Below are 4,042 nucleotides of genomic sequence, written 5' to 3' on the forward strand. Positions count from 1 at the left end.
GCACGAGCCTGCGCCCGGGCAGGGCGCCGGTTCACCCGGCAGGACAGGCCGCCCCCGGGCGCGTGCGCAACGGCCCCGTGCCGGGCGCCCGAGCACGCCCCCTTCCCCGGCGCGGGAACGCGAACGCCGGACGGCTGGTCCAGCCCGTCCGGCGTTCGGTAGAGGAGTCGCGCGTCAGAACAGGCGCAGCTTGTCGTCCTCGATGCCGCGCATCGCGTCGTAGTCCAGGACGACGCAGCCGATGCCGCGGTCCGTGGCGAGCACGCGGGCCTGGGGCTTGATCTCCTGGGCCGCGAAGACGCCGCGCACGGGTGCCAGGTGCGGGTCGCGGTTGAGGAGCTCCAGATAGCGTGTGAGCTGCTCCACACCATCGATCTCGCCACGCCGCTTGATCTCCACGGCCACCGTCGCGCCGTCGGCGTCGCGGCACAGGATGTCCACCGGGCCGATCGCCGTGGGGTACTCGCGGCGGATCAGGGAGTAGCCCTCGCCGAGCGTCTCGATGCGGTCCGCGAGGAGCTCCTGAAGGTGTGCTTCCACGCCGTCCTTGATGAGGCCGGGGTCCACGCCGAGCTCGTGGGAGGAGTCGTGCAGCACTTCCTCCATCGTGATGATCAGCTTCTCGCCCGCCTTGTTGACCACGGTCCATACGTCCCCGTCGCCCTCCTTGAGGGTGCACGGCGGGGACATCCAGTTGAGCGGTTTGTAGGCGCGGTCGTCCGCATGGATCGAGACGCTGCCGTCCGCCTTGACGAGGATCAGCCGCGGGGCGGAGGGGAGGTGGGCGGTGAGCCGGCCCGCGTAGTCCACGGAGCAACGGGCGATGACGAGACGCATGGTGCGCAACGCTACTCGACTCCTGCCCCCCGGCGCGATTCGCCCCCGATGGGCCCTTTGGCTGTGGCTGGTTGTCGGTGCGTTCTCCTGGTGCGCCCGCAGTGGCCGAATTAACGTTGAAGCGGGCGGTCGTCGTACGGGCACGGGGCGTCGTCGTCCGCTCGCCCACCCCTGAGACCCCGCTCGCGGGGTCGCGAGAGGAGAACCCCATGTCGCTCGACGTCTCACCGGCCCTCCTCGAACAGGCCGAGCGAGGCGAGGTCGATGAAGCGGAATTCGTCGACTGCGTCCGGACCTCCCTGCCGTACGCGTGGGAGATGATCGGCTCCCTGGTGGCCCGGCTCAGGATCGACGGTGGCGAGTTCGCCGACAACCAGACGCCTCCGCCGGACGAGCAGGCCCGTGGACAACTGCTGCGCGCCCTGGCGAGTGATGCCATCCGAGGTGCCCTGGAGCGGCACTTCGGAGTGCGCCTGGCGTTCCAGAACTGCCATCGGGTGGCGGTGTTCCCGCTTGCCCCGCAGGCGGACGAGCGCCTGGCCCGCTTCACGTCGATCCGGGGCCAGCTGCTGAACCAGTCGCCGGAGCTGCGGGACTGCTGAGGCGCTGGCGCTGCCGCTCCGCACGCGGGAGGTGTCGATCAGTGCGGGAGCGGCAGCGGCCCCGGGAACGGCCGGCGGCGGGCGAGTGGGGCGGAATCACGGGGCGGAGGTGCCGCAGGGGCGGAGGGGAAGGTCAGGAGAGGAGCGGCAGCACCTCGGCGCCGAGGCGGCGGAGGTTGTCCTCGGTGGCGGCGAGGTCGCCGGAGCCCTCGGTCAGCAGGGCGAAGCGCGTGATGCCCGTGCGCTCCGCGGTGGCCGCGAGGCGGTCGGCGCACAGCCGCGGCGGGCCGACGGGATGGAGCTCGCACAGCAGCTTGGTGTACTCCAGCGGATCGCGCATCGGGCGCGCCCGGCCGTCGACCGTCACGTACGCCGAGAGGCCCTGGTGCAGCCAGCCCGGCATGGCCTTCGTCAGGGTCTCCGCGGCCTCCTGCCGGCGGTCCCCGACCTGGACGACCCCGGCGGAGACATGGGCGGCCGCGGCGACCTCCCCGGGCGAACGCCCCGCCTCCAGCGAGTACTTGCGCCACAGGGCCACCATCTCCGCCTTCTCCTCGTCCCCGCTGTGCATCCCCAGCAGCATGGGCAGGCCGTGCCCGGCCGCGAGACGGACGCTCGACGGCGAGGTGCACGCCATGAGGACGGGCGGGCCGGAACGATCCTCCAGATCGTCCGGGCGCGGCACGACCGGCACTTCGCGGAAGCGGAAGCGGGGGCCCGCGGCGCCGACCCGGGGCTCGCGCAGCCACCGCATCAGCAGCGCCAGGGACTCGGGATACCCCTCCTCGTAGGCCGCCAGACCGGAGTTGAAGACCTCCAGGTCCACCCAGGGGCCGCCGCGGCCCACCCCGAGGGTGAAGCGGCCCTCGGAGACGAGGTGCAGCATGGCGGCCTGCTCGCCGAGGGCCACGGGGTGGGTGGTGGGCAGCACGCTGATCGCCGTGCCCACGCGGATCCGGCGGGTGCGTCCCAGGGCCAGTGCCGCGAGCGTCACCGCCGAGGGGCAGACCCCGTACGGCATGAAGTGGTGCTCGGCGAACCAGACCGCGTCCAGCCCCGCCTCCTCGGCGACCACTGCCGTCCGCACGGCCCGGTGCAGGGCCTCCGCATGCCCCTGTCCGGGGAACTGGGCGGCCAGGACGAATGCTCCAACGCGCATCGCTCTTGCTCCTCCTAGCGACCGACGCGGCATCCCCCCACCGGAAATAACGGCTGACACGTGCCATGGGCACGGCTCGGCGTTAAGTTTTCATGATGATCGGGGGAGTGTCGCCGCGGTGCCGGGGGGACGCCTGCCCACCACGGTGACTCTGGCGCGTAATCTGGTCACGGCCCGTAGCTCCCCAGACCAACCGAGGTGCCCCGTGTCTCCGCGCCGAAACCGCCCGCGAGGCGGCGCAGACAAGCAGCCCGACGCCCCCCGCGGCGAGGGCGGCGACCGCTACGGGCTGGAGCGCACCGAGGACTGGCAGGGCGAGGAGTGGGCGGTGCGCACGATCGGCGGCGGCGCGGCCACGAAGCACTACCGCTGCCCCGGGTGCGACCAGGAGATCCCGCCGGGAGTGCCGCACTTGGTGGCCTGGCCGCAGTACGGGGCCGGCGTGGACGACCGGCGGCACTGGCACAAGTCCTGCTGGAACGCGAGGGACCGCCGGAGCGTGCGGCTCCAGCGGTCCCGTAATGCCCCTCGTTACTGAGGGTTTGTCAGCGGTGTGCGGTCACGCGTCGCGCTTGAGCAGCGAGGCGTAGGCGCCGCCGAGCGCGACGGCCGCGGCGATCGCCATGATCCACAGGGGGTCCCAGCCGCTGAGGCTGGTGGCCGAATCCTCGCCGGAGGCGCCGTAGAAGACCGACAGCTGCATCGGGATCGAGTACTCGAACAGCGCCTTGCGCAGGTCCGACAGGCTCTCCGTGAACATGAACATCGCCACGACCAGCGGCAGCAGCACCACGCCCAGCATGACCGTGATCGCTCCGGCGGAGTGCCGCAGCAGCGTGCCCATGGCGAGCGAGATCAGCCCGAGCAGGCCGATGAAGAGGCTGGTGCCGATCGTCGCCCGGAGCCATTCGCCGCCGGTGGAGGCGAACTCGGCCTGGTCCTCCAGCAGTCCGACGTCGATGATCCCGACCAGCGCCGTGCTGGCGAGGGTGATCACGAACGTCAGGGCGAAGAAGACGACCGCCTTCGCCGTGAGCACCCGGGCGCGGTCGGGGCAGGCCGTCAGCGTTGTGCGGATCATGCCCGTGCCGTACTCCGAGGAGATCGTCAGCACACCGAGCGTGAGCACGCAGATCATGCCCAGCATCACGCTGAAGAAGCCGGCGGCCAGGGCGTTCGTGCCGCTCATCGAGCTGTCGGCGGCGTTCACGGCCGCCGCGATCAGCAGCCCGATGCCGACGATGATCCCCACCATGATGCTCAGCGTCCAGATCGTGGAGCGCACGGAGCGGATCTTGGTCCACTCGGCCGCGACGGCGTCCATGAGGGTCGCCTTGCGGACCGGGATCGGCGACACGTAGCCGGAGACGCCGCCCGCGGGCGCGGTGCCGGGCCAGTAGCCGGGCGCGGCGTGCGGCGGGGCCTGCGGGGCGGCCTGCGGAGT

At 71.9% G+C, this 4,042-nt stretch carries 5 protein-coding genes; 2 read left to right on the forward strand and 3 right to left on the reverse strand.

Annotation, left to right across the window (positions count from 1 at the left end):
* Nucleotides 1-174: 174 nt before the first annotated feature.
* On the reverse strand, nt 175-837 hold the full coding sequence (nucS, locus tag V7793_RS34440) for an endonuclease NucS (protein ID WP_256789671.1): 663 nt from the start codon (nt 835-837) through the stop codon (nt 175-177).
* Between the two features lie 209 nt (nt 838-1,046).
* On the opposite strand from nucS, the gene V7793_RS34445 reads away from it, so the two are divergent.
* A complete protein-coding gene (locus V7793_RS34445; RefSeq protein ID WP_256789670.1) occupies nt 1,047-1,439 on the forward strand; it encodes an SCO5389 family protein in 393 nt (130 codons plus the stop codon).
* A gap of 133 nt (nt 1,440-1,572) precedes the next feature.
* Here V7793_RS34445 and V7793_RS34450 read toward each other — a convergent pair whose 3' ends face one another.
* Nucleotides 1,573-2,598: an LLM class flavin-dependent oxidoreductase gene (locus V7793_RS34450; protein WP_336013635.1), complete on the reverse strand. Its 1,026-nt coding sequence runs from the start codon at nt 2,596-2,598 to the stop codon at nt 1,573-1,575.
* Between the two features lie 205 nt (nt 2,599-2,803).
* Here V7793_RS34450 and V7793_RS34455 point away from each other — a divergent pair, with 205 nt between their 5' ends.
* Complete coding sequence (locus tag V7793_RS34455; RefSeq protein WP_058046311.1) at nt 2,804-3,136, forward strand: hypothetical protein; 333 nt, start codon at nt 2,804-2,806, stop codon at nt 3,134-3,136.
* Nucleotides 3,137-3,157: 21 nt separating this feature from the next.
* Here V7793_RS34455 and V7793_RS34460 read toward each other — a convergent pair.
* On the reverse strand, nt 3,158-4,042 hold an 885-nt coding region (locus V7793_RS34460), incomplete at its 5' end, for an ABC transporter permease (protein WP_336013636.1).

Source organism: Streptomyces sp. KLMMK, from assembly GCF_036961605.1.
Taxonomy (GTDB): Bacteria; Actinomycetota; Actinomycetes; order Streptomycetales; family Streptomycetaceae; genus Streptomyces; species Streptomyces telluris.